Source organism: Streptomyces sp. NPDC002520, from assembly GCF_053595235.1.
In genome coordinates this window covers 147187-172224 of sequence record NZ_JBSFXG010000013.1, presented here as the reverse complement: position 1 = coordinate 172224, position 25038 = coordinate 147187, and the positions used below count along the sequence as shown (strand labels likewise).

The following is a 25038-nucleotide window of genomic DNA, read 5'->3' as shown; positions in this document are numbered from 1 at the left end:
GGAGCGGTGACCCGGCTGGGCTGCCTGGATGGTGCGCGGCAACGGCCTGATTGACGGTGGTTCATGTCGAGGCCGGGTCTCTTGAGCCGATGACGTATCCGCTGCCCGGCCACGGCGGAAGGACATCGATATGCGTTCTGCCCGCATTCTTCTCGCCACGGCCGCCGCCACCGCAGCCCTGGCATTCGCCGTGCCCGGTGCCGCGCTCGCGGGGGACGACGGGGGCCGGGACAACTCCTCTCACAGCAGCGATTCCGGCAGCGGCCGTGACAACGGGTCCGGCAGCGGCCGTGACAACGGGTCCGGCAGTGGTCGTGACAACGGGTCCGGCAGCGGTCGTGGCAACAGCTCCGGAGACGACAGCGACGACGACTACAGCAGCGGCCGCGGCGGCGACAACGGCGACAGGCCGCGCGGCGGGATGCACACCGGGGGCGGTGCCCTCGCCGCGGTGCGCAGCGACCAATGGACCAGCTCGGGCGAGGACGACAGCAGGTTCGACCCCGAGACCTACAAGGACAACGGGGACAGCGGCGACGACAGCGGCGACGACAGCGGAGAGGACAGCGGCGACAACGGCGGCAAGGGCAACAGCGGCAAGGGCAGTGGGAGCGGGCGCGACAACGAGGACTCGGGAAGCGGCGGCCGCGACAAGCCGCGTGGCGGCATGCACACCGGAGGCGGCGCCCTCGCCGACCCGGGTGTCAGCACCGGCGGTATGGCGGTGCTCGCCGTAGGCGCCACCGGGATGTACGCGCTGCGCCGCAAGAAGGCGGGCGAGCAGGCGTCCTGACCGCCCTGCCGTTCGCCAAGGCCGCGGTCACCGCCGGCGCACACCGTGCCGGCGGCCCGCGCCGCCTCGATCCTTGTCCGGATCCCCGTCCGGACCCCGTCCCCTTGCCCCGATCCCCGTGCTGCCGTGCCCGAGTGAGGTGGTGTCCGATGGCAGCAGACCCCTCTTCCCCGCACCCCGCCGAACCGGCGGACGGACAGCACCCGGGCCGTGGCGGCCGGCTGACGCTGTGGGGCGTGGCGATCCTCGTCCTCGCCGTCAGCGTGCTCGGCGGCCACCACGGGGCGAACGACCCCGGGGACCGGTCCGCCGGCGCGACGGCCGGCTCCCACCGCGCGGGCGAGCCCTTCCCCCGGGCCGCGCCGACCCGTCTGCGCATCCCGAAGATCGCCGTCGACGCCCCCTTCACCGACCTCGCCCTCAGCTCCTCCGGCCAGCTCGAGGCCCCGCCCGCCGAGAACACCAACCTGGTCGGCTGGTACGCCAAGGGCGTCACCCCCGGCGAGAAGGGCACGGCGGTCATCGCCGGTCACGTGGACACGAAGACCACCGCGGCCGTCTTCGCCAACCTCGACGAGCTGGAGCCCGGCGACCACTTCAGCGTGGAGCGGGCCGACGGGCAGACGGCGACCTTCGTCGTGGACAGCGCCGAGACCTTCGACAAGGACGACTTCCCCAGCAAACGCGTGTACGCCGACGCGACGCGCCCCGAGGCCAGGCTCATCACCTGCGCCGGGAACTACGACCACTCGGCCAAGGACTACACCGAGAACTTGGTGGTCTTCGCCCACCTCGTGTGAACGCGTCCGCGCCCCGTACAGGTGGGCGGCCGCCACTGCCTGCCGGGAGAGGAGAAGTGCTTGGAAGAGAGTCGGAAGAGAAGAGGGCAAGGGGAGGGGACGAGGGGGAGCGAGGGGGTCAGGGCGTCGGCCAGGTGCGCAGGAGGGCGTCGAGGGAGTCGAGGATCCTGGTCCAGGACTCCTGCGAGTCGGGGGCACTGTGGCTGAACCCGCCGGCCGCCTCCAGGCTGACGTAGCCGTGGAACACGCTGCCCAGCAGCCGGACCGCGTGGGTCTGGTCCGGTTCGCCGAGGTCGTAGCCGCGCAGGATCGCCCGGGTCATCTGGGCGTGCCGGGGGCCGGCACCGGCGGCGGCCGTCTCGGGGTCGAGCCGGAACCGGGCCGCCTCGTAGCGGCCGGGGTGTTCGCGGGCGTAATCCCGGTGGACGTTGGCGTAGGCGCCGAGGGCGTCCTTGCCGGCGCGGCCGGCCAGTGCGTCGGCGGCGAGATCGGCGAGTTCCTCGAGCGCGAGCAGGGCGATCCGCGTCTTGAGGTCGTGCGAGTTCTTCAGGTGCGAGTACAGACTCGCGACCTTCACGTCGAACCGCCGGGCCAGCGCGGACACGGTCACCTGCTCGAAGCCGACCTCGTCGGCCAGGTCCGCGCCCGCACGCACCAGACGCTCCGTGGTCAGACCGACGCGCACCATGTTCTTCCTCCTGTTCGCCGATAGCGATTATGTACTTGCCTAAAAGTATTAGGCAAATGGGAAGCTGCTGTAGTCAGGGCGGCTGCTGTCGGCGCGGGGTGTGGCGGCGCCGGGGCGAACACCCCGGGTCGCGGAGATGCCCGGCCGGCGCTGAGTCGGCCGGTTCCGCGGTGGGTGAGGCCACCCGCCGCCGGGCGGCCCGCCCGGACCCGTCCCGCTCCCCTCCGTCCTCCCATCACCGCAGGCCCGACGTGGGGTGGGCGTTCGTGACGCGGGCCGGCAGACGGCACAATGGACCGCTGCCGTCCGTCGACCGCGGCCAGGGACGGCGACGGGGCGGAGTACCGGCTTTCCGGGAGGCGCACGGCCTTCCGGCGCCGGCCGGGGACCGGAACGGGGAGTGGACCGATGGAGTTGGAGCTTCGGCACCTGCGTGTGCTGTGCGCGATCGCCGACGCGGGCAGCGTGGGTCGCGCGGCGACGCAGCTCGGGTACTCGCAGCCCGCCGTGAGCACCCAGCTGCGGCGGATCGAGCGCCACCTGGGCGAGCCGCTGTTCGAGCGGGGCGCGAGCGGTGTTCGGCCCACGCCGTACGGCGCCGAGGTCGTCGCCCAGGCCCGCGACGTCCTCGCCCGCGCCGACGTCATCGGCCACCGTCCGGCCTCCGCGCGCCCGCGCCGGACCCTGCGCGTGGCCGCGACCAACTCGCCCGTGCTCTCCGGCACGATGTCCCGCGCCCGCACCCGGCTGCCCGACCTCTCCTTCACCATGACCAGCGTCTACGCCTCCTCGCGGATCGTGGAGCTGCTGGAGGAGGGCGGGGCCGACGTGGCCATCGCCGCTGACTACCCGGGCATGGAACTGCGCCACTCGCCCGCCGTGCGGCACCGCGGCATCGTCACCGAGCCGACCTTCGTCGCCCTGCCCGCCCGGCACCGGCTGCGTCAGTGCGCCCAGATCCAGCTCGCCGACCTGGCCGAGGACGAGTGGTTCCTGACGCCGGACGACGGGGCGGGCTGGCCCGGGGTGTTCTACGATGCGTGCGCGGCCGCCGGCTTCACCCCGGTCGCCGTGCACGAGTTCCTCGGCGACCAGACCCAGTTGCAGAGCATGATCGCGGACGGGCTCGGCGTCTCCGTCGTCCAGCCGACGCTGCGCCCGATCCCGCACGTCGCGATCAAGCCACTGGCCGGCTCGCCCCTGTGGTGCCGCTACGTCCTGGCCTGGCGCCCCGACGCCGTCACCGCCGACGTGGTCGAGGCCCTCTTCCAGTCCGCCACCGCCGCCTACCGCGACCTCGTCGCCCAGGCGCCGCACCTGCGCACGTGGGCGTCACGCACGTGGAACATCGCGGGGGCGTGACGGCCCGCGTCCGGCTACTGCCGCCGCGGGACCGGAAACGCGAACGAAACGGCCGCCGACCGGAGTTCCGGTCGGCGGCCGTTCAGGTCACGCGGGGCTTCGGGGTCAGACCGCCGTCGCCGGGTAGGTCGGGTACTCGACGCCCGAGACGTGCTGGACGACGCGGACGACCTGGCAGGAGTAGCCGAACTCGTTGTCGTACCAGAGGTAGAGGATCGCGTTGTCGCCGTCGACCTTGAGGGCGCCGGCGTCCACGATCGACGCGTGGCGGGAGCCGATGAAGTCGCTGGAGACCGCGTCGGGCGCCGTTGTGAAGTCGATCTGGCGGCGCAGCGGCGAGGTCAGCGACACCTCGCGCAGGTAGTCGTGGACCTCCTCGCGGGTGGCCTCGCGGGCCAGCTGGAGGTTGAGGATCGCGATTGAGACGTCCGGCACCGGGACACGGATCGAGCTGCCGCTGATCGGCGCCTTGAGGTCGGGCAGCGCCTTCGCGACGGCGGAGGCGGCACCGGTCTCGGTGATCACCATGTTGAGCGGCGCGGAGCGGCCGCGGCGCTCGGACTTGTGGTAGTTGTCCAGCAGGTTCTGGTCGTTGGTGAACGAGTGGACGGTCTCCACGTGGCCGCGCAGCACGCCGTACTCGTCGTCCATCGCCTTCAGCGGCGGGACGATCGCGTTGGTGGTGCAGGAGGCGCAGGACAGGATCTGCTCGTCCGGCTTGATCGTGTCGTGGTTGACGCCGTGCACGATGTTCGGGACATCGCCCTTGCCCGGCGCGGTCAGGACGACCTTCTCGATACCGGGGCGCAGGTGCTTGGACAGGCCCTCGCGGTCGCGCCACTTGCCGGTGTTGTCGATGAGGATGGCGTCGCGGATGCCGTACTCGGTGTAGTCCACGGCCGTCGGGTCGTCGGCGTAGATCACCTTGATCGAGTTGCCGTTGGCGACGATCGTGTTGGTGTCCTCGTCCACCGTGATCGTGCCGTTGAACTGGCCGTGGATGGAGTCACGGCGCAGCAGCGAGGCACGCTTGACGAGGTCGTCGGCGGCCCGCCCGCCGCCGCCGCGCACGACGATGGCGCGCAGGCGCAGGCCGTTGCCGGAGCCGGCCTTCTCGATGAGCAGGCGGGCGACGAGGCGGCCGATACGGCCGAAGCCGTAGAGGACGACGTCGCGCGACTCGTGGCGCTCGATCTTGTTGGCGCCGGTGGCACCGGCGACGGCCTCGGCGGTGAACTGCTCCACGCTCAGGCCGCGGTCGTCGGCCTTGTAGGTTTCGGCGAGCAGGCCGAGGTCGATCTGGGAGGGCCCGAGGTCGAGGGTCGTCAGGGCCTGAAGGAACGGCATGGTCTCGGTGACCGAGAGCTCCTCACCGGCGATCTGCCGGGCGAAGCGGTGCGTCTTCAGGATGCTGACCACCGACTTGTTCACCAGGGAGCGGCTGTGCAGCAGGACGGTCACGTCCCGCTCGCGGTGCAGCTTCCCGATGATCGGGATCATCGACTCCGCGATCTCCTCGCGGTGCATCCAGTTGGTGAACGAGTCCTCGTTGACAGTCACAGATCAATCTTTCGAGCTAGGCAGCGCTCATATGGTAACAACACCCTACGTTGATCTTTCCGGGGGCTGGCGGTGGGGGTGGCCGGTGCCCTTGTTCGTCCTGGTTCGCGCGGTGCTCCGGTTGGCCGCGGGACGGGTGGGTGTCGCTCCTGAAAACGGTTACCCCCGTTCCTGAATCAGGGTGGAAGAGGTTAAGAAACCCGGGTCGTGCCTGGCGTGGCCGTGTCGGGCTGCCCAAGGTCGGAGCGTGATCACGTCTTCCGCACCACGGCCCGAGCAGGGCACTCCCTCCCGTTTCCCCTACCGCCCCGCGCTGCCCCGTGTCGGCCGGGACCGGATGGCGCACGGCGCCCCGCTCGCCCTCGCGCTGTTCGCGGCCGTCCGGCTGGCCGGGGTCCTCGCCGTGATCGTCGCCGACCACCTCGCCGGACACTCGCTGACCAAGAGCCTGGCCCACTCCTGGGACTCGCGCTGGTACCTGCACATCGCCGCCCACGGCTACGGCCGCTTCATCTGGATCACCAAGGCCGGCGCGGTGCAGACCGACTGGGCGTTCTTCCCGCTCTACCCCGGCCTCGTCCGGGCCGTCACCACCGTCCTCCCCTTCGTCACCCCGGGCATCGCCGCCCTCCTCATCGCCTGGGGCGCGGCGATCGCGGCGGCGTACGGCGTCTACCTCATCGGCCACCGCCTGTACGGCCGGGGCGTCGCCACCGCCCTGGTCGCCCTGTGGGCCGTCCTGCCGCACGCCGTCGAGCTCACCATCGCCTATACCGAGTCCCTGTTCGCCGCCCTCGCGGCCTGGTCGCTGTACTGCGTGCTCAAGGGGCGCTGGCTGTGGGCCGGTTCGCTGGCCGCGCTGGCGGGCCTGGCCCGGCCGACCGGATTCGCCGTCGCGGTCGCTGTCGGAGCCGCTGCCGTGCACGAGGCGCTCCGCCGGCACGGCCGGGTGCCGGTGGGGCTGTGGGTGGGCGCCCTCGTCGCCCCGGTGGGCTGGCTCGGCTATGTGCTCTGGGTGGGATGGCAGACCGGGGACCTGCTGGGCGGCTACTTCCAGGTGCAGAGCGCCTGGGACTCGCGCTTCGACTTCGGCGTCGGGGCCGCGCGGTTCATCGTGGCACTGTTCCGGCACGGCGGCGGCGTCGTCTACCCGATGGCCCTGCTCCTCGTCGTGGTCGGACTCGTGCTGTTCGGGCTGCTGTGCCTGGACCGTGCCCCGTTGGTCCTGGTGGTCTTCGCCGGGGTCGTGCTGCTGCTCGTGGTCGGCGCCTCCGGCTCCTTCTCGTCCAAGCCGCGCTTCCTGCTGCCGGTCTTCCCGCTGCTCGTCCCGCCCGCGCGCGCTCTGGTCCGCACCTGGCGGGTCCGGCCGGCCCAGACGCTGCTCGTCGGCGGCTCCCTGGCCGTCGTGTCCCTGCTGTACGGGGTCTACGTGACGGTGGTCGCCCACTCCCCGCTGTGAGCGGGCTCCCCCGGGGGTGGAAGCGCCGTAAAGCCGTAAATCGGTAAAATCAAGGAGTTTGCCGCAGAGGGTCACCTCGTATCCGGAAGTGATCGATGTCCCGGAAGAGCTCCACGGACGACGGCGACGAGCTGCTCGCCAGGCTCGGGTCGCTCACCGCCCAGGCGCGCGAGCGCGCGGAGCTGCAGCGCACCCAGGTCGAGCTGGCGATCGCCCTCCAGCGTGGGATGCTGCCCCGGGACATGCCCCGCCGGCCCGGCCTCCGTATCGCCGTGCGGTACGCCCCCGCCTGCTCCGGCCTCAACGTGGGCGGCGACTGGTACGACGCCTTCACCCTGGCCGACGGACGCATAGGACTGTGCATCGGCGATGTTCAGGGCCACAACATCGAGGCCGCCGCCTTCATGGGCCAGGTCCGGGCCGGACTGCGCGCCCTCGCCACTGTCACAAGCGAGCCGGGCACCCTGCTTCGCCGGACCAACGACCTGCTGCTCTCGCTGGGCAGCGAGCTGTTCGCCACCTGCACGTTCCTGCGGCTCGACCCGGCCACCGGGGTGCTGGAGAGCGCCCGGGCCGGACACATCCCCTTCGTCTGGGCCACGGCGGACGGGAAGTCCGGCATCGTCGACGACGAGGGCGGGCCGCCGCTCGGCATCCAGCCGGGCATGGAGTACCCGGTGACCCGGCACCGGCTCACCACCGGCGGAGTGTTCGTCCTGCTCACCGACGGCGTCGTGGAGGGCCCCGCGATGTGCATCGACGACGGCCTCGACCAGGTCGTACGGCTCGCGGGCGTCGCAGCCGTCGCCGGGCTGGAGGTGCACGCGCTGGCCGCCGCCGTGATCAAGGGCGCCGAGTGCGTGGGGCACGAGGACGACGCCGCCGTCCTCGTCGTCGGCCACGGCGAGCCGGACGAGCAGCCGTAGCGGGCCCGACCGATCGGTTGCCCCGGCGGACCGTCGGGCCGGTGGCCGTGCGGCGCGCCGCAGGTTCAGCCATGGAGCGGGACCGGACGGCTCCCGCCTCGCCGTCGGTGGGCCGCCGGTGTGAGATGTCTGCTGTGGTGGGTGTCCAGGATCTGCGTCGGCCGGGCGGCCATGTCCTCCAGGTGCTGGCCGTCACCGCCTGCTACTTCGCGGCGGGGCGGCTCGGACTCATGCGCCGGCTCGTCGTCGAGGGCGCGGTGGTCACGCCCATCTGGCCGCCCACCGGCGTCGCCGTCGCCGCCCTGCTGATCCTGGGAGTCGGCTGCTGGCCCGGCATCACGCTCGGCGCGTTCCTCGTCATCCTGTCCATCACCCCGCCACCCGGCCCGGACGTGTTCGGCTTCATGCTCGGCAACACCGTCGCGCCCCTGTGCGCGTTCGTGCTGCTGCGCAGGGCCGGGTTCCGGCTCGACCTGAGCCGGTTGCGCGACGGCCTCGCCCTGGTGTTCCTGGGCGCGCTGGGCGCCATGCTGATCAGCGCGACCATCGGCGTCGGCCTGCTCCTGCTCACCGGCAAACTGCCCTGGCACTCCTTCTGGCCCATCTGGCTGGCCTGGTGGGTGGGCGACGCGATGGGCGTCCTGATCGTCACCCCGTTCCTGCTGTTGCTGTACGGAGCGCGCCGGGCGCCGCCCGCGAGGCGCTGGAAGGAGGCCGCCGCGCTGACCGTCGCCGCCGCCTGCCTCGTCCCCCTGGCCATCTACAGCTCGCTCAGCCTGGCGTTCCTCGTCTACCCGCTCATCATCTGGGCCGCGCTGCGCTTCCAGCTGGCCGGCAGCGTGCTCTGCGCGCTGGTGACGTCCGTGGTGGCCACCGTCGCCGCCACCGACGGCGCCGGCGTCTTCCGCGGGCTGAGCCGGATCGAGGTGATGGCGAAACTCCAGGCCTTCAACGGATCGATGGCGCTGACCGCGCTCCTGCTCTCCGCCGTGATCACCGAGCAGCGCAACACCCGGAGTTCGGTCGAACAGGCCTGCAAGGAACTGGTCGAGGTCCTGGAACACCTCACCGCGGGCGAGGGCCCGCCACCCCGACCGGGCCCGGCCCCCGACAACGGCACGGGGAACAAGGGCAAACCGTCGCCCGGGGGCAAATCCTGGCCCGAGGGCGAGTCGTGAGTCTTCCGCGGCCGGACGCGGGCCGATGAACCGAGCACGCCCCGCCGCCCGGTGCGCGCTCCCCGAACACCGCCCCGGCACGGCCCCGGCGAATTACTCAATCTTGGTTGAACAGTCCAGGCTGATAAACCTACTGTTATTAATCATGGGCATGGACGGCATCACCGAAAACGGCACCCGTTCCGCCGGGCCGCCACAGGACACCGTGCCGCTCGCGGCCTCCCTGCGGCTGGCCATGGGCCGGATCGTGCGCAGACTGCGTCAGGCACACGCGGTGGGGGACCTCAGCCTCTCGGGCGTCTCGGTACTGAACAGGCTGGCCTCCGGCGGACCGGACTCGCCCGGTTCGCTCGCCGAACTCGAGCGGGTCCGCCCGCAGGCGATGGCCACCACCCTCGCCGCCCTCGAACAGCGCGGACTGGTCAGCCGTACCCCCGACACCGCCGACGGACGGCGAGCCATCGTGTCCGTCACCGACGAGGGCCGGGCCGTGCTGGCGGAACGCCGCTCCGAGTCCGTCGCCCGGCTCACCCAGGCCCTCGACGAGTTCACGCCGCAGGAGCGCGAGACACTGCGTACCGCGCTGCCCCTGCTCGACCGGCTGGCGGAACGGCTGTGAGCGGGCAGGCGCCCCGCCGGGCCGGCACCCCGATGACGGACGGAGCACGCGCCTGGCTGCTCGCCCGGTCCGCCCGGCTCCGCGACACGCCTCCCGGCCCCGGCTACAAGTGGGTGGCGCTCTCCAACACCACGCTCGGCGTGCTGATCGCCACGATGGACGCCTCCATCGTGATCATCTCCCTGCCCGCGATCTTCCGGGGCATCGGCCTGGACCCCCTCGCCGCGGGAAACATCGGCTACCTGCTGTGGATGATCCTCGGCTACCTGCTGGTCTCGGCCGTCCTCGTCGTCGTCCTCGGCCGGCTCGGGGACATGTTCGGCCGGGTCCGCATCTACAACCTCGGCTTCCTGGTCTTCGCCTGCGCCTCCATCGCCCTGTCCCTCGACCCGTTCCGGGCCGGCGCGGGCGCCCTGTGGCTCATCTTGTGGCGTGTCGTGCAGGCCTTCGGCGGCTCCATGCTCACCGCCAACTCGGCCGCCATCCTCACCGACGCCTTCCCGGCCAGGCAGCGCGGCATGGCCCTCGGCATCAACCAGATCACCGCTCTCGCCGGGCAGTTCCTCGGGCTGCTCGCCGGCGGCCTGCTGGCCGCCGTCGACTGGCGAGCCGTGTTCTGGGTGAGCGTCCCGGTCAGCATCACCGGCACGATCTGGTCGTACCTGAGCCTGCGCGAGACAGCGTCCGGCGAACGCGGCCGCGTCGACTGGCTCGGCAACATCACCTTCGCCACCGGCGCCGGCATCCTGCTCGCCGGCATCACCTACGGCATCCAGCCCTACGGCGGCCACCCCACCGGCTGGACCAACCCCTGGGTGCTGGCGGGCCTGATCGGCGGCGCCTTCCTGCTGCTGGTGTTCTGCGTGGTGGAGACCCGGGTCGCCGAGCCGATGTTCCGGCTCTCCCTGTTCCGCGTGCGGGCGTTCGCCGCGGGCAACCTCGCCGCCCTGCTCACCGCGATCGCCCGCGGCGGCCTGCAGTTCATGCTCATCATCTGGCTTCAGGGCATCTGGCTGCCGCTGCACGGGTACGACTTCGAGGACACCCCGCTGTGGGCCGGCATCTTCATGCTGCCGCTGACCGTCGGCTTCCTGATCGCCGGGCCCGTATCCGGATACCTGTCCGACCGGTTCGGCGCCCGGCTGTTCTCCACGACCGGCCTGATCCTGGTCGCCGCTTCCTTCCTCGGCCTGCTGGCGCTGCCGGTGAACTTCGACTACACCGTGTTCGCCGCGCTGCTTCTGCTCAACGGGCTGGGCCAGGGCATGTTCTCCTCGCCCAACACCTCCTCCGTGATGGGCAGCGTGCCGGCCCGCTACCGGGGCGTGGCCTCCGGAATGCGCTCCACCTTCCAGAACTCGGGCACGGCCCTGTCCATCGGCGTCTTCTTCTCCCTGATGGTCTCCGGCCTCGCCTCCACCCTGCCCTCGACGCTCAGCGGAGGGCTCCAGGCGCACGGCGTACCCGCCGCCACCGCCCACGAGGTGGCCTCGCTGCCGCCGGTCAGCACACTCTTCGCGACGTTCCTCGGCAACAACCCCATCGGTCACCTGCTCGGCGCGAGCGGCACCCTCGACCACCTGACCGCGAGCCGGCGCGCCACGCTCACCGGGCACACCTTCTTCCCCGAACTGGTCTCCGGCCCCTTCCACCACGGACTGACGATCGTCTTCACCGTCGCCGCCGCCATGGCCCTGATCGCGGCGCTCGCCTCCGCGCTGCGCGGCGGCCACGAGCGCGCGGACGCGGCGCCCCCGAAGGACGGCCCGGACCACGCCACGACCGACAGGCCGCAGCGCCGCACGGCGCCCTCCTCCTGAGAGAAGGGCGCCGCCCGCGCCCGTCCTACTTCGCGTACGACGTCAGCGGGTAGTGGTCCGAGAGGTTGGTGTACGTGTACGACGTGCCCCAGCTCGTCACCGTCCAGGGCGCCGACTGCTCCTTGACGACCTCGTTCGTCCACCCGGCCGGACGGGCGTGACCGGCGCGGGCGAGGACGTGGTCCAGGTCCTCGCGCGGGTCGGTCGGGTACCGGTCGTGGGCGATGGAGTTCTCCTGCGTGTCGAAGGAGTACGGGTGCCCGGTGCGCGCGTCCGCGCCGACCAGACCGGCGTCGTTCAGCATGGAGGCGTACTCGGAGCTGCGCGAGTCCACGTTCATGTCGCCCGCGACCAGCACCTCCTCACCGGCGGGGATGTTCTTGGCGTCCAGGAAGGCGTCGATCGCCTTGAACTGGAGGCTGCGGTCCCGGGCGGCCTCACCCGCGCCGCACCCCGAGTCCGTGGACTGCGCGTGGGTGCCGACGACGTGGACCCTGGTGCCGTTCACGTTCAGCACCACGTACGCGAAACCCTTGTTGGACCACCAGTCCGAGCCGCACGCGTCCTTGTAGATCACCTGCTCCTTGCGCAGGATCGGCCACTTGCTGAGCACGGTGACACCGCCGTCCTCCGGCGTCGTCGCCGAGTACGCGCCGCCGGTCGCGTCCCAGCCGCTCTTGCTGCGGCCCACCACCGGCGTCTGGTACGGGTACTCGGCCCCGGCGGCGCTCTTCAGCGCGTCGGAGGAGGAGTTGTCGAACGCCTCCTCGAGCACGACGACGTCGTTGCCGCGGAAGAAGGACGTCTTCGGTATCTCCGCGGCCCGGTGGTCCTGACCCCAGTTCGGATAAAGGCTCTTGCTCATCAGGAACACGTTGTACGTCAGGACCTTCAGCGCCGGCGCCGGCGTGGCTGCTGCCGCTGGGGCCGAACCGGCGAGTGCCGTCGCGGGCAGGGCGAGGGCGAGCGCGGCCGCCCCGAGGGCGCGGCGCGGTGCGAAGAACGTCACTGGATCTCCCTGTGGGTGAAGGGGGGTGAGTGGCGCCGCACATCAAACCACCGGGAATTACTCACAGGTAACCCTCAGGGTGTCAGGAGATGACTCACCGTCGGGGAGCGAAGGACTCCGCTTGTCAGGGCCGGCCGACGGTGTCCTGGTCCCGGGGAGGGGCGTCCGTGTCCGCCACCGGCACCGCGTCGTCGGCGGCCTCGGCCGGAGCCGTGCGGGCGCCTCGCAGGCGGGTCTGCAGGCCGGTCAGCCGCAGGGCGAGCGGCTCGGTGTAGCGGGCGGTCAGCGGGCCGAGGACGACCAGGATCAGGACGTAGGCCGTGGCCAGCGGTCCCAGGTCGGAGTCGATGCCCGAGGTGACGGCGAGTCCGGCGATGACGATGGAGAACTCGCCCCGGGCCACCAGGGTGCCGCCCGCCCTCCACCGGCCCTTGGCGGAGATGCCGGCCCGGCGCGCCGCCCAGTAGCCGGTGGCGATCTTGGTCAGTGTGGTGACGGCCGCCAGGACGAGGGCGGGCAGCAGCACCGGCGGGATGGCGGCCGGGTCGGTGTGCAGGCCGAAGAAGACGAAGAACACCGCGGCGAACAGGTCCCGCAGCGGGGAGAGCAGGTTGTGTGCGCCCTCGGCGGCCTCGCCGGACAGTGCGATGCCCACGAGGAACGCGCCCACCGCCGCCGAGACCTGCAGCTGCTGGGCGAGTCCGGCCACCAGCAGCGTCAGGCCGAGCACGACCAGCAGCAGCTTCTCCGGATCGTCGCTGGAGACGAAGCGGGAGATGTGCCGCCCGAAGCGCACCGCAACCAGCAGCACCAGACCGGCCGCGCCGAGGGCGACGGCGAGGGTCACACTGCCCGCGGCGAGACCGGTCCCGGCCAGCAGCGCGGTGACGACCGGCAGGTAGACGGCCATCGACAGGTCTTCCAGCACCAGGATGCTGAGGATCACCGGGGTCTCCCGGTTGCCGATCCGGCCCAGGTCGCCGAGGACCTTGGCGATGACGCCGGAGGAGGAGATCCAGGTGATGCCGGCCAGGACGACGGCGGCTATGGGGCCCCAGCCGAGGAGCAGGGCCATGGCGGCACCGGGCAGGGCGTTGAGGGTGGCGTCGACGAGGCCGGCGGGGTACTGCGTCTTCAGGTTCGAGACGAGATCCCCGGCGGTGTACTCCAGGCCCAGCATGAGGAGCAGCAGGATCACGCCGATCTCGGCGCCGATCGCCACGAACTCCTCGCTGGCGCCGAGCGGCAGCAGTCCGCCCTTGCCGAAGGCCAGCCCGGCGAGCAGGTACAGCGGGATCGGCGAGAAGCGCAGCCGGGCGGCGAGCCGGCCGAGCAGTCCGAGGCCGAGGATGATGGCGCCGAACTCGGTGAGGAAGACCGCGGAGGAATGCATCCGCATCACTCCCGGCCGAGCACGTCGGCGGCGGCGTCGACGCCCTCGCGGGTGCCGATCACGATCAGCGTGTCCCCGCCGGCCAGCCGGAAGTCGGGGCCGGGGGAGGGGATGGCGTCGGCGCGGCGGAGGACGGCCACGATCGAGACGCCGGTCTCGGTCCGCATCCGTGTGTCGCCGAGCAGGCGCCCGTTCCAGTGGGAGACCGCGGACAGCGAGATCCGCTCGGCCACCAGGCCGAGTTCGGTGGTGGACAGCAGGTTCGGGCTGTGGTGCGTCGGCTTGAGCGCCTCGACGAGCGCCTCCGCCTCACCGCCGGAGAGCTGGACCGACAGTGCGCAGGCGTCGGGATCGTCGTCCCGGTAGGCGCTGAGTGTCCGTGATCCGTCGTGGTGGGCCACCACCGACAGGCGACGCCGCTCCCGGGTCGTGAGGTCGTACCGGACGCCGATACCCGGCAATGGCGTCCTGCTCGTGCGTGCGGTGCCCATGGCAGCCCCCCTGATCCGGCCTTGACCGTTTCTTGGTGAATCCATTACCGGAAGCTTAGCTTGACGGTGAACGGCCATCGGAAGGGGGTGGTCGGTTCAGGGGGATACGGGAGGTTCCGTGGTGGGTGACCACGCCCCCGTCCGAGGCGGTGCACGCAGTCACGGGCCGGCCTCGGGCGGGGTGAGGGGTGTCCCCGGGTGTCGAGATCAGGCGCCCGCGGTTCAGCCGCCCAGGTTCCCCAGCCGGGCGTCCCGCCACAGGTCGACGCCGCCGTCGGTGGCGAGCTTGTCGATCTCGGCCAGCTCCTCGGCGCTGAAGTCGGGGTTCTCCAGTGCCGCCACGTTCTGCTCCAGCTGCTCGACGCGCGAGGCGCCGATGACCAGCGAGGTGACCCGCTCGTCACGCAGCGCCCAGGCCAGCGCCATCTGCGCCAGCGTCTGCCCGCGCCGGGCCGCGACGTCGTTCAGCGCGCGCAGCCGGTCCCGCATGTCCTCGGTGAGCCAGGCCGGGTCGAACGACTTGCCCTGCGCGGCCCGCGAGTCCCCGGGGACGCCGTCGAGGTAGCGGCCGGTCAGCAGGCCCTGGGCGAGCGCCGTGAAGCCGATGACACCGAAGCCCTCCTCCTCGGCCGCGTCCAGCAGCCCGTCCGTCTCGATCCAGCGGTTGAGCATGCTGTACGACGGCTGGTGGATCAGCATCGGGGTGCCCAGCTCGCGGAGGATGGCGGCCGCCTGCCGGGTGCGCTCGGCGTCGTAGGAGGAGATGCCGACGTACAGGGCCTTGCCCTGGCGGACGGCCGTGTCGAGCGCGCCCATCGTCTCCTCCAGCGGCGTGGAGGCGTCCAGGCGGTGGGAGTAGAAGATGTCGACGTAGTCCACGCCCATCCGGCGCAGCGACTGGTCGAGCGAGGCCAGCACGTACTTGCGCGAGCCGCCGCCCTGGCCGTAGGGACCGGGCCACATGTCCCAGCCCGCCTTGGTGGAGATCACCAGCTCGTCCCGGTACGGCGCGAGGTCCTGCTTCAGCAGCCGGCCGAAGTTGATCTCTGCCGAGCCGTACGGCGGACCGTAGTTGTTGGCCAGGTCGTGGTGGGTGATGCCGAGGTCGAAGGCGCGCAGCGCGATCTCGCGCTGGGTCTCGAAGGGGCGGTCGTCGCCGAAGTTGTGCCAGTAGCCCAGGGACAGGACGGGAAGGTCCAGCCCGGAGCGGCCGGTGCGCCGGTAGCGCATGGTGCCGTTGTAGCGCTCGGGGTCAGCGACGTGGTTCATCGGGTCTTCTCCGGATGGTGCTGTAAGGGGGTGCCCGCCGGATGAAAGGGGCTTGTCCACCCTGCGCCTTGAAGATTCGTAAGTCCAACCGGCGGACCTCATGGCATTGATCGGCGTGGCTTCTGAATCGGCCGGGCGAGGAGACGGTGCGGGCGGCGCCGGTCGGTGGCGGGCATCGCGCTGTTCGATCCTACGAACTTCCCCCGGGGTGGGTTAACGTCCTCCGTCTTACCTGATAGGAAACTTTCCTACCAGTGCGGTACTGGACCAACTCTCCAACCCCCACCTCGATTTGGAGTTCCCATGGTGCACGCAGACCGCGCGGCAGACCGTGAGACACCGGCCTCCGCCCTCCCCTCCCGCCGGACCGTCGTCGCCCTGCTCGGCGTCGTCGCCTCCGGAGCCCTGCTGGGTGCCCGGGGCGCCGCGGCGGCCTCGGTGGCCTCCGCGGCCGCGCCGGGCCTCGACGACCCGGCGAAGAAGGAGATCGCCATGAAACTGGTCTCGAGCGCGGAGAACTCCTCGCTCGACTGGAAAGCCCAGTACAAGTACATCGAGGACATCGGCGACGGACGCGGCTACACCGCCGGCATCATCGGCTTCTGCTCCGGCACCGGCGACATGCTCGACCTCGTCCAGCTCTACGCCGACCGCAAGCCCGGCAACGTCCTCGCCAAATACCTGCCGGCCCTGCGCCGCGTCAACGGCGGCGACTCGCACGACGGCCTGGACCCCAACTACCCACGGGACTGGCGCAAGGCCGCCCAGGACTCCGCCTTCCAGCAGGCACAGAACGACGAACGCGACCGCGTCTACTTCAGCCCCGCCGTCGCTCAGGGCAGGACGGACGGGCTGCGCGCGCTCGGCCAGTTCGCCTACTACGACGCCATCGTCATGCACGGCGACGGCGACGACCCCACCAGCTTCCGCAACATCCGCAAGCGGGCCCTGCGCAGCGCCAAGCCGCCGGCCCAGGGCGGCGACGAGACGACGTACCTGGGCGCCTTCCTCGACGCCCGGGTGTGGGCCATGAAGCAGGAGGAGGCCCACAGCGACACCAGCAGGGTCGACACCGCACAGCGGGTCTTCCTGCGCAAGGGCAACCTCGACCTGAACACCCCGCTGGACTGGAAGGTGTACGGGGACAGTTACCACATAGGCTGAGCCGCCCGGACGCCGCCGTCACGGCGGCCCGGCTGCTTACGACAGGTGGGGCAGTACCGCGGCGTCCGGCAACGGGCCCGTCGCCTCGAGCGCCGCGGACTGCCGTGCCGTGACCCGCTGGATCACGGCGATCGCCAGCGCACCCGCGGCCAGTTCGAGGAACTCGGCCACGAGCAGGAGGGCGAGTGACGTCCCGTCGGCCACCTGGACGGCCACGGCGGCGACCAGCGCGTGTCCGACCCAGACCGCCCACCAGATGTTCACCAGTGCGCGGTCGCGGCCGTCAGCCGCACCCGGGCCGCTCGCGCGGTGGACGTCCAGGACAAGCCCGCGCGGCGCCCAGAAGTTGACCACCGGGATCAGCCACGCGAACACGGCCCAGGCGGCGGAGCCGGCAAGGGGCTTGGGGGAGAGGAGCCGGGCGTTGCGCCGGCAGCGGGAGAACCACAACAGGAACAGCACGACCGTGGCCAGGGACGCGTTCACGTACAGCATGGACGCGCGCCCAGAGGCACTCAACGGCGTCTGCTGCGGATCCAGTTGGTGTGCCCGCAGCGTCACCGCCCGGTAGACGTCCGCCAGGGCTGTCACGGCCACGGCGACCTGGGCGGAACGGGCCAGCGACCAGGGGGCCTTGACGGAGGCTGTGGACACGGCGGGATTCCTGTCTGTCGGGGACCGCGCGTGCGGGAACGGCGCGGTGACGGTCGAGAAGGAAGATCGGAGGACCGGATCATAAGGCAGCGGTGACGGCCGGCTCCCTTCGCTCCCCGCCTCGGTGGCGTACTCGCACGCCGGGCCCCTGACAAGGAAAGATGGGGCGCAGCGTTCGATCACACCGATGCGGAGGAGCGGACTCATGCCGCACGAGCGAGCTGGCCGGCCGGCCGGTCCCGAGGACCTTGTCGACGTGGCCCGGCTGGTCACGGCGTACTACGCGCTGCACCCCGATCCGGCCGACCCGGCGCAGCGGGTCGCGTTCGGCACCTCGGGGCACCGGGGTTCGTCCCTGGCGAGCGCCTTCAACGAGGATCACATCGCCGCCACCAGCCAGGCCATCTGCGAGTACCGCGCCGCCCAGGGCGTCGACGGCCCGCTGTTCCTCGGCGCCGACACGCACGCCCTGTCGGAGCCCGCCAAGGTCACCGCACTGGAGGTGTTCGCGGCGGGCGGGGTCACCGTGCTCGTCGACAGCGCGGACGGCTACACCCCGACCCCCGCGGTCTCGCACGCCATCCTCACCCACAACCGCGGCCGCACCTCCGCTCTCGCCGACGGTGTGGTCGTCACCCCCTCGCACAACCCGCCCGCCGACGGCGGGTTCAAGTACAACCCGCCCAGCGGCGGCCCGGCGGCCTCCGAGGCCACCTCGTGGATCCAGGACCGGGCCAACCAGATCATCGCCGGCGGCATGAAGGACGTACGGCGCATCCCGTACACCGCCGCGCTCGCCGCGCCCACCACCCGGCGCTACGACTTCCTGGGCGCCTATGTCGGCGACCTGCCGAGCGTGCTGGACCTGGACGCCGTCCGCGCGTCCGGCCTGCGCATCGGCGCCGACCCGCTCGGCGGGGCGTCCGTCGCCTACTGGGGCCGGATCGCCGAACAGCACGGCATCGACCTGACCGTGGTCAACCCGCACACCGACCCGACCTGGCGGTTCATGACGCTGGACTGGGACGGCCAGATCCGCATGGACTGCTCCTCGCCGTACGCGATGGCCTCCCTCATCGAGCAGCGCGACCGCTTCCGCATCGCCACCGGCAACGACGCCGACGCCGACCGGCACGGCATCGTCACCCCGGACGCGGGCCTGATGAACCCCAACCACTACCTCGCCGTCGCCATCTCCTACCTCTACCGGCACCGCGAGCAGTGGCCGAAGAGCGCGGGCGTCGGCAAGACCCTCGTCTCCTCCACGATGATCGACCGGGTCGCCGCCGATCTCGGCCGTCAACTCGTCGAGGTGCCCGTCGGGTTCAAGTGGTTCGTCGACGGACTGGTCACCGGCTCCCTCGGGTTCGGCGGCGAGGAGTCGGCCGGCGCCTCCTTCCTGCGCCGTGACGGCTCGGTGTGGACCACGGACAAGGACGGCATCCTCCTGGCCCTCCTCGCCTCCGAGATCACCGCGGTCACCGACCGGACGCCGTCCGAGCACTACGCCGGCCTCACCGCCCGCTTCGGCGAGCCCGCCTACGCCCGCATCGACGCCCCGGCCACCCGCGAGCAGAAGGCGCTGCTCGGCAAGCTGTCCCCGGCCCAGGTCAGCGCCGACACGCTGGCGGGCGAGGCGGTCACGGGCGTCCTCACCGCGGCACCGGGCAACGGCGCCGCCATCGGCGGCATCAAGGTCACCACCGCCAACGCCTGGTTCGCCGCCCGCCCTTCGGGCACCGAGGACGTCTACAAGGTCTACGCCGAGTCCTTCCTCGGCCCGGACCACCTCGCCCAAGTGCAGGAGGAGGCCAAGGCCGTGGTCCAGAGCGCCCTCGGCGGCTGAGCACACGTGGTCCTGCGACGGCCTCCACGCACGCCGGGTGCGCCGAGGCCGTCGCCGCGCGCGGTCAGTCCTGTCCGCGCCCCCGCGCCAGCCGGTCCAGGACGGCCTGTGCCATGGCGGCCTCACCGGTGGCGTTGGGGTGGGCCGGGGCGGCGGGCGCGGCCGGGCGCAGCGGCTCGATCCAGCGGTCGGCGGGCGCCTTGCACATGTCGTGGCCGACCGTGGGACCGTACGTGTCGACGTACTCCGCCCGGTTCCACGCGGCCACCAGACGCAGCATCAGGTTCAGCCGCTTCTCGGTGTCCCGCAGATACGGGAAGTCCCGCTGCGCGAACGGCACCGACGGGAAGCAGCCGCTGCCGTCGTCCGGGAGCAGGTCCGGGTAGCCGACGAGGAGGACCCGCGCGTGCGGCGCCCGGTCGTGCACGGCCCGCAGCACCCGGTCGATCTTCGGCGCGGTCTGCGCGACGGCGAGGGCCAACTGGTCGTACCCGGCGGCGTTGTACGAGCGCTCGCAGGGATTGCCGGCCGGGTCCTGGACGGCGAGCCGGGCACAGGTGGCGATGATCGGGCCGAAGCCGACGTCGTTGCCGCCGATCTGCACCGTCACCAGGTCGGTGTCGCGTCCCAGCGCGTCGAGTTGGGGGCCGTTGGTGCCCTGCGCCTTCCACATCTCGTTCGTCGTGGCCCCCGAGCAGCTCACGTCCTTGAACACGGTCGCCCGGCGCTGCGCCGCCACGAGCGAGGGGTAGTTCCGGTCGGAGCGGGCGCAGTTGGCGTCCACCTGGTCCGGTATGACGGGGCCGGAGGTGTAGGAGTCGCCGAGCGCGACGTAGGTGAGGTCGCGGCCGTGGCCGGCCGGGTGCGCGGCGGCGGGCGTCGTGGAGGCGGCGACGAGGGCGCATCCGCCCAGAGCCGCCCCCAGCACGGCGGCCCGCCGCCGACCTCTCGCCACGTCCCCCGCACGCATGTCGTTCGTCATGATTCCTCCCCCTGAGGCCGGGACATCGCGTCGAGTGCGCACCCGCGGTGCGGCGCTCGCGCGTTCGACTGGGTCTGTATACCGTCCGGTTGGTCGCGCGGACCAGAAGCCGGTACGAACATTCGCGCCGGTGCGGAGCGGAACCCCGTGTCCAAGGGCCCGCAGCCGCGACTCGTGTTCAGGGGAGCAACCGGTGCCGGGAGCCGCCGAGATCGTGCCGACATGCTCGCCGTATCACCCGGTCGGGTGTTCTCCGGGGAACCTCCGCCAGGTGAAACGATTCCCCTGTGATCCTTCCGTGATCATTCCCTGGTGAATCCGCAACGTCGAAGTGTCGTACGCCGCCGGGTCGTTCCGGCCGTGCTCGGCACTCTCAGTGTCCTGTCCCTGCTGTCCGCACTGCCCGCCTCCGCGCAGCCCGCGCCGCGGGACGACGCCCGGGGTGCCGTGGCGCCCCGGCCCGTCACGCGGGCCGAGGCGCGCACGGACGCCTACCTCCGGTCCGTCCAGGCCCGGCCCGATGCGCTGCGCGACTTCTTCCGGCGGCTGCCCAAGGGCGGGGACCTGCACAACCACCTCTCCGGCGCGGTGTCCACGGAGTACCTCATCGAGCTGGCCGCCGAGGACGGGCTGTGCGTGGACGCCACGCTGACCGCCGTCGCCCCGCCCTGCGGCCCGGGCACCCGCCCGGCCGCCGACGCCCGCACCGACCGCGCCTTCCGCGACGCGATCGTGCGCGCCTGGTCCATGCAGGACTTCCCGCCGGACCAGAACGGCCACGACCACTTCTTCGACACCTTCAACAAGTTCGGCGAGGCCACCTGGAGGCACCGCGGCAAGCTGCTCGCCGACGTCGCCGACGGCGTCGTACGGCAGAACCAGTTCTACCTGGAGACCATGGTCACCCCGGCCTCCGACAGCGCGCGCAACCTCGCCGCCCAGGTCGGCTGGGACGACGACCTCGCTGCACTGCACCGCAAGCTGGTCGAGGGCGGCAAGCTGGACAAGGTGGTGGCCGAGGCCCGCAAGGAGGCCGACGACGGCGACGCCGAGTTCCGCGCCACGGAGCGCTGCGGCACCGCCCTGGCCCGGCCCGGCTGCGCCCTCACCGTCCGCTGGATCTCCCAGGCGTCCAGGGGCAGTTCACCGGAGCGGGTGTTCACCCAGCTCGCCCTCGGCATGCGCCTGGCCCAGGCCGACCCGCGCTTCGTCGCCGTGAACCTCGTCCAGCCCGAGGACTGGGACAGCTCGTTGCGCAACTACAGCCTGCAGATGCGCATGGTCCAGTACCTGCGCACCCAGTATCCGACGGCCCATGTCACCCTGCACGCGGGCGAGTTGTGGCCCGGCCTGGTCAAGCCCGAGGACCTGAGGTTCCACATCGAGGAGGCCGTGGACGTCGCCCGCACCGAGCGGGTCGGGCACGGTGTCGACCTCGTCCACGAGGACGACTGGCAGCAGACCGCCCGCACGATGGCGGCCCGCCGGGTGGCCGTCGAGGTGCCCTTCTCCAGCAACGCCCAGATCCTCGGCGTCAAGGGCGCCGACCACCCCTTCAGCACCTACCGGCAGTACGGCGTGCCGGTCGTCCTCTCCACCGACGACCCCGGCGTGTCCCGTATCGACATCAGTCACGAGTACCAGTACGCCTCCAGCACCTACGGCCTGGGCTACCCCGACCTGAAGGACCTGGCCCGCGCCTCCCTCGAGTACGGGTTCCTGCCCGGCACGAGCCTGTGGCAGGGCAACCCCACCGCCTCCGGGTACCGCCCGGTGAGGGCCTGCCGTGACGAGCGGCCCGGCTTCCCCGTACGGTCCCGGGCCTGTCTGCGGCTGCTGGCGGACAGCCCGAAGGCACGGCTGGAATGGCGCCAGGAGAGCGCGTTCGCGGCCTTCGAGCGAGTGCACGCCCGCTCGGCGGACTGACCCGTCCCAAGGCGACCACCGGTCCTGCCGCCCCGGCTCGGGGAGGCAGGACCGGTTCGCACATGTACAGCCGAGAACCTGTCCGGTACCGCCATGTGTGAAGCTGCGAGGGCCCGCCCACGCGTCCGCCAGGAGAGACTCCCGTATGGCCCTCATCCACCACACCACTCTCAAGCCGACCAAGTTCGAACTCCTCACCACCTGGCTGCCGACCCGCCCCTGGTACCGCGGTGGCGCACAGGCGCCCGTGCTGACGAAGTCCGGCGGATTCCGGCTGGACGACCCCGAGGGCGAGGTCGGCATCGAGTTCATGGTGGCCACCGACACCTCCACCCCCGAACCGACGGCCTACCTGGTGCCGCTCAGCTACCGGGGCGCACCGCTCAAGGGGGCGGACCACGCCCTCGTCGGCACCATGGAACACGGGGTGCTGGGCAAGCGCTGGGTCTACGACGGCTGCCACGACCCGGTGCTGGTCACCGAACTGCTGTCGCTGATCGAGGGCCGGGCCCAGGCGATGGCGCAGAGCGTCTCCGACACACCCGACCACGAGGTGACCCGCTCCTACACCGGCGAGCCCTTCCCGCGCACCGTGTTCACCCCGGCCCCCGCCGACGACGAGCACGGCACCCGCCTGCCCGCGCCGCACGGCACGACGCTCCACATCCACCGCGTCCTCGGCCTCGCGCCCGACAACCCGCCGCTGCCCGCCGAGGGAGCGGTCGGCCATGTCGCCACCGGCTGGCCGGGCCCGGACGACGCCCGACTGCGGGCGGTCTTCATGGTCCTGAACCCCAGCTGACCGCACGGGCGCCGCCCCGACCCGGCGGCGCCCGCCCCCCCACCACGTACGCGGCGCGACCGGCTCTCGCCGGTGTGTCCGCTTCCTGACGCGACATCAGGAGCGCCGCCACCCACTTCCCGCTCGTATCTGGCATGCTCCGGTCAAATCTGTCACTCTTTCGGCAGCCCACGCCCCGACCCCTGAGGGCGCGGCGCACCGCCCCGCACAGCGATCGCGCAACCCCAGTCCACGGCCGCCCCCCGGCGCACCCCAGCCGGCCGGACGGTCATCGAGCAGGCCGGGACCCCGGCCGCCGCAAAGGAGTAGCGTGTGAGATCCGCCCCCCACAAGGCGCTCGGCGCCGGCGTGCTCACCCTCGCCGCACTGGCCGCCCTCTCCCTCCCCGTCACCCCCGCCGCCGCCCAGCCGGCCAGGACCGCCCCGATGGCAGCCGCCTGCACCCCGGCACAGGCCGTCACCAACGGCGGCTTCGAGAGCGGTACCTCGCCCTGGACCCAGTCCCCGTCCACGGTCATCACCAGCCGCTCCGGCCAGAGCGCCCACGGCGGCTCCTCGTTTGCCTGGCTCGACGGCGTCGGCAGCACCCGCACCGACACGCTCGCGCAGAGCGTCACGATCCCGAGCGGCTGCAGCACGGCCACCCTCACCTTCTGGCTGCACATCGACACCGCCGAGACGACCTCGTCCGTCGCGTACGACAAGCTGACCGCCAAGATCGGCAGCACCACACTGGCGACATACTCGAACCTCGACAAGAACACCGGCTACGTGAAGAAGTCGCTGGACGTGTCGTCGTTCGCGGGCCAGACCGTGAACCTGGCCTTCACCGGCACCGAGGACGTGAGCCTGCAGACGAGCTTCGTCCTGGACGACGTCACCCTCGACACCTCCGGCGACACCGCCCCGCCCCCGGCGGACTCGGCCCGCACCCCCGCCGCACCCTCGTACACCGTCAGCCTCAGCAGCGACACGAGCGGCACCGTGTGGAACGGGCACGAGAGCGTGTCCTTCACCAACGCCTCCGCCACCGCGCTGAGCGAGGTGTACCTCAGGCTGTGGGACAACTACCACGGCACCTGCGCGGCGATGCCCATCACGGTCACCGACGTCACCGGCGGCACCGCGGGCGCCCTCTCGGCGGACTGCACGGCGTTGAAGGTCACCCTGCCGGCACCGCTGAACCAGGGGCAGAGCGCCACCGTCGGCTTCGATCTCGGCATCACCGTGCCCAGCGGCGCCGACCGGTTCGGGCACGACGGCGCCTTCAACTTCATCGGGAACGCGCTGCCCGTCCTCGCGGTCCGCGACAGCGCCGGCTGGCACCTGGACCCGTACACCAACAACGGTGAGTCGTTCTACTCCCTGGCCGCCGACTTCAAGGTGACCCTGGACCACCCCAGCGGCCTGCTGGTCCCGGCCACCGGCACCTCCACCGACACCCCGGGCTCCAGCGGCCGTACGATCACCACCGCCACCGCCTCCCAGGTCCGTGACTTCGCCTGGGCCGCCGGACCGTTCAGCAAGATCTCCGGCACCTCGCCCGGCGGCGTCCCGGTGAACATCTACTCCGTCTCGGGCATCAGCTCCTCCAGCGCCCAGTCGATGCTCAGCACCGCCAAGACCGCCGTCGACGCCCACGCGGCACGCTTCGGCGCCTACCCCTACGGCGAGCTGGACGCGGTCATCGACAACAACTACTGGTTCGGCGGCATGGAGTACCCCGGCTTCGTCCTCGACCTGGTCAGCACCACCGCCCTCACCCACGAGATCGGCCACCAGTGGTGGTACGGCATCGTCGGCGACGACGAGTACACCAACCCCTGGCTGGACGAGGCGTTCACGGACTACGCCACCGACCTGGCCCTCGGCAAGACGGGCACCGGCTGCTGGAGCACCGTCTCCTGGGCCTCCAGCGCAGAGAAGATCACCAACTCGATGGCGTACTGGGACGCGCACTCCTCCCGCTACTCCACCGTCGTCTACGGCTACGGCAAGTGCGCCCTGCACGACCTGCGGCGCGTCCTCGGCGACACCGCCATGACTAAGCTCCTCAAGGACTACGCGACCGCGCACTGGTACGGCGTGTCGACCACGGCCGAGTTCAAGGCGGCCGCCCAGGCCGCCACGAGCACGGACCTGACCTCCTACTGGACCCAGCACCGCATCGACGGCTGACCCGCCCGGTCGTGGGCGGCACCCGCCAGGCGCCGCCCACGACCGTTCCCGCTCACAGCCGCAGCGGCGACGCACAAAGCCGGCCGCATGCCCTCCGTAAGCCACCCACATGGCCCAAC

21 protein-coding genes are annotated in these 25038 nt (G+C 71.7%); 13 read left to right on the top strand and 8 right to left on the bottom strand.

The window, feature by feature from the left end; genetic code table 11:
* Positions 1-130 precede the first annotated feature (130 nt).
* A complete protein-coding gene (locus tag ACWD5D_RS20390) occupies positions 131-793 on the top strand; it encodes a hypothetical protein (RefSeq protein ID WP_451374115.1) in 663 nt (220 codons plus the stop codon).
* A 149-nt stretch (positions 794-942) separates the two neighbouring features.
* The gene (locus ACWD5D_RS20385; RefSeq protein ID WP_451374114.1) at positions 943-1593 is read left to right on the top strand and encodes a class F sortase; all 651 of its coding nucleotides are present in this window, start codon (positions 943-945) and stop codon (positions 1591-1593) included.
* 118 nt (positions 1594-1711) lie between these two features.
* On the opposite strand, the gene ACWD5D_RS20380 is transcribed toward ACWD5D_RS20385, so the two are convergent.
* Positions 1712-2281 carry a TetR/AcrR family transcriptional regulator gene (locus tag ACWD5D_RS20380; protein WP_451374113.1) on the bottom strand — a complete coding sequence of 190 codons (570 nt, stop codon included), beginning with the start codon at positions 2279-2281 and terminating at the stop codon, positions 1712-1714.
* A 408-nt stretch (positions 2282-2689) separates the two neighbouring features.
* On the opposite strand from ACWD5D_RS20380, the gene ACWD5D_RS20375 reads away from it, so the two are divergent.
* The gene (locus ACWD5D_RS20375; RefSeq protein WP_451374112.1) at positions 2690-3643 is read left to right on the top strand and encodes a LysR family transcriptional regulator; all 954 of its coding nucleotides are present in this window, start codon (positions 2690-2692) and stop codon (positions 3641-3643) included.
* Between the two features lie 105 nt (positions 3644-3748).
* On the opposite strand, the gene ACWD5D_RS20370 is transcribed toward ACWD5D_RS20375, so the two are convergent.
* Entirely contained in the window at positions 3749-5203 is a 1455-nt protein-coding gene (locus tag ACWD5D_RS20370; RefSeq protein WP_451374111.1) for a glyceraldehyde-3-phosphate dehydrogenase, read from the bottom strand.
* A gap of 247 nt (positions 5204-5450) precedes the next feature.
* Between ACWD5D_RS20370 and ACWD5D_RS20365 the strand changes: the two genes are divergently transcribed.
* From ACWD5D_RS20365 to ACWD5D_RS20345, 5 genes are all read left to right on the top strand, one after another.
* Complete coding sequence (locus tag ACWD5D_RS20365; RefSeq protein WP_451374110.1) at positions 5451-6662, top strand: hypothetical protein; 1212 nt, start codon at positions 5451-5453, stop codon at positions 6660-6662.
* 95 nt (positions 6663-6757) lie between these two features.
* Positions 6758-7588, top strand: coding sequence for a PP2C family protein-serine/threonine phosphatase (locus ACWD5D_RS20360; RefSeq protein ID WP_451374109.1), 831 nt, complete (start codon positions 6758-6760; stop codon positions 7586-7588).
* A 134-nt stretch (positions 7589-7722) separates the two neighbouring features.
* Complete coding sequence (locus ACWD5D_RS20355; RefSeq protein WP_451374174.1) at positions 7723-8766, top strand: MASE1 domain-containing protein; 1044 nt, start codon at positions 7723-7725, stop codon at positions 8764-8766.
* Positions 8767-8911: 145 nt separating this feature from the next.
* Positions 8912-9385 (top strand): MarR family winged helix-turn-helix transcriptional regulator, encoded by a 474-nt coding sequence (locus ACWD5D_RS20350; RefSeq protein ID WP_451374108.1) that lies wholly within the window; start codon positions 8912-8914, stop codon positions 9383-9385.
* A gap of 32 nt (positions 9386-9417) precedes the next feature.
* Positions 9418-11205: an MFS transporter gene (locus ACWD5D_RS20345; RefSeq protein WP_451374173.1), complete on the top strand. Its 1788-nt coding sequence runs from the start codon at positions 9418-9420 to the stop codon at positions 11203-11205.
* 25 nt (positions 11206-11230) lie between these two features.
* On the opposite strand, the gene sph is transcribed toward ACWD5D_RS20345, so the two are convergent.
* From sph to mgrA, 4 genes are all read right to left on the bottom strand, one after another.
* Positions 11231-12214, bottom strand: coding sequence for a sphingomyelin phosphodiesterase (gene sph / locus ACWD5D_RS20340; RefSeq protein WP_451374107.1), 984 nt, complete (start codon positions 12212-12214; stop codon positions 11231-11233).
* Positions 12215-12338: 124 nt separating this feature from the next.
* A complete protein-coding gene (locus ACWD5D_RS20335; RefSeq protein ID WP_451374106.1) occupies positions 12339-13607 on the bottom strand; it encodes a cation:proton antiporter in 1269 nt (422 codons plus the stop codon).
* A gap of 5 nt (positions 13608-13612) precedes the next feature.
* A complete protein-coding gene (locus ACWD5D_RS20330; RefSeq protein ID WP_451374105.1) occupies positions 13613-14098 on the bottom strand; it encodes a cation:proton antiporter regulatory subunit in 486 nt (161 codons plus the stop codon).
* Positions 14099-14320: 222 nt separating this feature from the next.
* On the bottom strand, positions 14321-15367 hold the full coding sequence (mgrA, locus tag ACWD5D_RS20325) for an L-glyceraldehyde 3-phosphate reductase (RefSeq protein ID WP_451374104.1): 1047 nt from the start codon (positions 15365-15367) through the stop codon (positions 14321-14323).
* Between the two features lie 303 nt (positions 15368-15670).
* On the opposite strand from mgrA, the gene ACWD5D_RS20320 reads away from it, so the two are divergent.
* Positions 15671-16531 carry a chitosanase gene (locus ACWD5D_RS20320; protein WP_451374103.1) on the top strand — a complete coding sequence of 287 codons (861 nt, stop codon included), beginning with the start codon at positions 15671-15673 and terminating at the stop codon, positions 16529-16531.
* Between the two features lie 36 nt (positions 16532-16567).
* On the opposite strand, the gene ACWD5D_RS20315 is transcribed toward ACWD5D_RS20320, so the two are convergent.
* Complete coding sequence (locus ACWD5D_RS20315) at positions 16568-17185, bottom strand: DUF4328 domain-containing protein (RefSeq protein ID WP_451374102.1); 618 nt, start codon at positions 17183-17185, stop codon at positions 16568-16570.
* Positions 17186-17390: 205 nt separating this feature from the next.
* Here ACWD5D_RS20315 and pgm point away from each other — a divergent pair, with 205 nt between their 5' ends.
* Complete coding sequence (gene pgm, locus ACWD5D_RS20310) at positions 17391-19031, top strand: phosphoglucomutase (alpha-D-glucose-1,6-bisphosphate-dependent) (RefSeq protein ID WP_451374101.1); 1641 nt, start codon at positions 17391-17393, stop codon at positions 19029-19031.
* A gap of 64 nt (positions 19032-19095) precedes the next feature.
* Here the strand turns inward: pgm and ACWD5D_RS20305 are convergent, their stop codons facing one another.
* Entirely contained in the window at positions 19096-20013 is a 918-nt protein-coding gene (locus ACWD5D_RS20305; RefSeq protein WP_451374100.1) for an SGNH/GDSL hydrolase family protein, read from the bottom strand.
* A 312-nt stretch (positions 20014-20325) separates the two neighbouring features.
* Between ACWD5D_RS20305 and ACWD5D_RS20300 the strand changes: the two genes are divergently transcribed.
* From ACWD5D_RS20300 to ACWD5D_RS20290, 3 genes are all read left to right on the top strand, one after another.
* Positions 20326-21939, top strand: coding sequence for an adenosine deaminase family protein (locus ACWD5D_RS20300; RefSeq protein WP_451374099.1), 1614 nt, complete (start codon positions 20326-20328; stop codon positions 21937-21939).
* 145 nt (positions 21940-22084) lie between these two features.
* Positions 22085-22741 carry a maltokinase N-terminal cap-like domain-containing protein gene (locus ACWD5D_RS20295; protein ID WP_451374098.1) on the top strand — a complete coding sequence of 219 codons (657 nt, stop codon included), beginning with the start codon at positions 22085-22087 and terminating at the stop codon, positions 22739-22741.
* 312 nt (positions 22742-23053) lie between these two features.
* The gene (locus tag ACWD5D_RS20290; RefSeq protein ID WP_451374097.1) at positions 23054-24919 is read left to right on the top strand and encodes a M1 family aminopeptidase; all 1866 of its coding nucleotides are present in this window, start codon (positions 23054-23056) and stop codon (positions 24917-24919) included.
* Positions 24920-25038: the final 119 nt, after the last annotated feature.

Bases quoted from the DNA above. Each gene is read 5' to 3' on its own strand.
- ACWD5D_RS20390 (WP_451374115.1), top strand. From the start codon at position 131: ATGCGTTCTGCCCGCATTCTTCTCGCCACGGCCGCCGCCACCGCAGCC.
- ACWD5D_RS20385 (WP_451374114.1), top strand. From the start codon at position 943: ATGGCAGCAGACCCCTCTTCCCCGCACCCCGCCGAACCGGCGGACGGA.
- ACWD5D_RS20380 (WP_451374113.1), bottom strand. From the start codon at position 2,281: ATGGTGCGCGTCGGTCTGACCACGGAGCGTCTGGTGCGTGCGGGCGCG.
- ACWD5D_RS20375 (WP_451374112.1), top strand. From the start codon at position 2,690: ATGGAGTTGGAGCTTCGGCACCTGCGTGTGCTGTGCGCGATCGCCGAC.
- ACWD5D_RS20360 (WP_451374109.1), top strand. From the start codon at position 6,758: ATGTCCCGGAAGAGCTCCACGGACGACGGCGACGAGCTGCTCGCCAGG.
- ACWD5D_RS20350 (WP_451374108.1), top strand. From the start codon at position 8,912: ATGGGCATGGACGGCATCACCGAAAACGGCACCCGTTCCGCCGGGCCG.
- ACWD5D_RS20345 (WP_451374173.1), top strand. From the start codon at position 9,418: ATGACGGACGGAGCACGCGCCTGGCTGCTCGCCCGGTCCGCCCGGCTC.
- ACWD5D_RS20335 (WP_451374106.1), bottom strand. From the start codon at position 13,607: ATGCATTCCTCCGCGGTCTTCCTCACCGAGTTCGGCGCCATCATCCTC.
- ACWD5D_RS20330 (WP_451374105.1), bottom strand. From the start codon at position 14,098: ATGGGCACCGCACGCACGAGCAGGACGCCATTGCCGGGTATCGGCGTC.
- mgrA (WP_451374104.1), bottom strand. From the start codon at position 15,367: ATGAACCACGTCGCTGACCCCGAGCGCTACAACGGCACCATGCGCTAC.
- ACWD5D_RS20320 (WP_451374103.1), top strand. From the start codon at position 15,671: ATGGTGCACGCAGACCGCGCGGCAGACCGTGAGACACCGGCCTCCGCC.
- pgm (WP_451374101.1), top strand. From the start codon at position 17,391: ATGCCGCACGAGCGAGCTGGCCGGCCGGCCGGTCCCGAGGACCTTGTC.
- ACWD5D_RS20305 (WP_451374100.1), bottom strand. From the start codon at position 20,013: ATGACGAACGACATGCGTGCGGGGGACGTGGCGAGAGGTCGGCGGCGG.
- ACWD5D_RS20295 (WP_451374098.1), top strand. From the start codon at position 22,085: ATGGCCCTCATCCACCACACCACTCTCAAGCCGACCAAGTTCGAACTC.